1 pseudogene is annotated in these 636 nt (G+C 43.4%); it reads right to left on the reverse strand.

The annotated features are described in order from the left end of the window. Window positions 1-350: pseudogene (locus tag JHD69_RS20065) on the reverse strand (AraC family transcriptional regulator); the annotation flags it as partial. Between the last annotated feature and the right edge of the window lie 286 nt (window positions 351-636).

The following is a 636-nucleotide window of genomic DNA, read 5'->3' on the forward strand; positions in this document are numbered from 1 at the left end:
GGGTTGTGCAGTTGCAGGCTTCCCTCAATGGCATGCAGGTTCAGTTCGAACTGCGCAGCAAAAAAAGGACTCAGCTCTACATGCAATCCTTGTACAAAGCCTCGCCCCTTAACATTGTAATGGGCATCTTGCCAATGATGGTAGAGCAAGGTGCCGGGAAGGCATTCGTAACGTTCTTTTTTATTGGCTTCGAGCATGCTTCCCTGCAAAAGAAAGGTAAAGTAGGGATTTTGATGATAATGCCAATCTACCTTGTCTTTGGTGTACTGGGTATCTGTAATTACCAGTCCAGGCAACTTGATCACCTTGTGGTGTGCACCAAAAAAAGTTCCTGTTTGTAGTTCAAGCATTTTGTTTCTAATTCGTATGGTGTAAAACGTCTTGCGTACAGTGTCTTTATGTTATTAAATGTTATCGCCATGCACTACACCCTTAGATAAATATAGGCTTTGTTGGTTACAAACAGGAACAAGTTTTAGCATGCTGCATTGCCCGATTTATTTGCTGAACAGCATGTTGCGCAAAATGGATAAACTGAATGCGCTATAGGGCCGTTTTTGAGTAATCAACACTGCTACTGTCTCTTATACACAACTGACGCTGCCGACGAACCACGACATGGGTGTGTATAGGGTG

This window comes from Pedobacter sp. ASV12, from assembly GCF_016429155.1.
GTDB lineage: Bacteria > Bacteroidota > Bacteroidia > Sphingobacteriales > Sphingobacteriaceae > Pedobacter.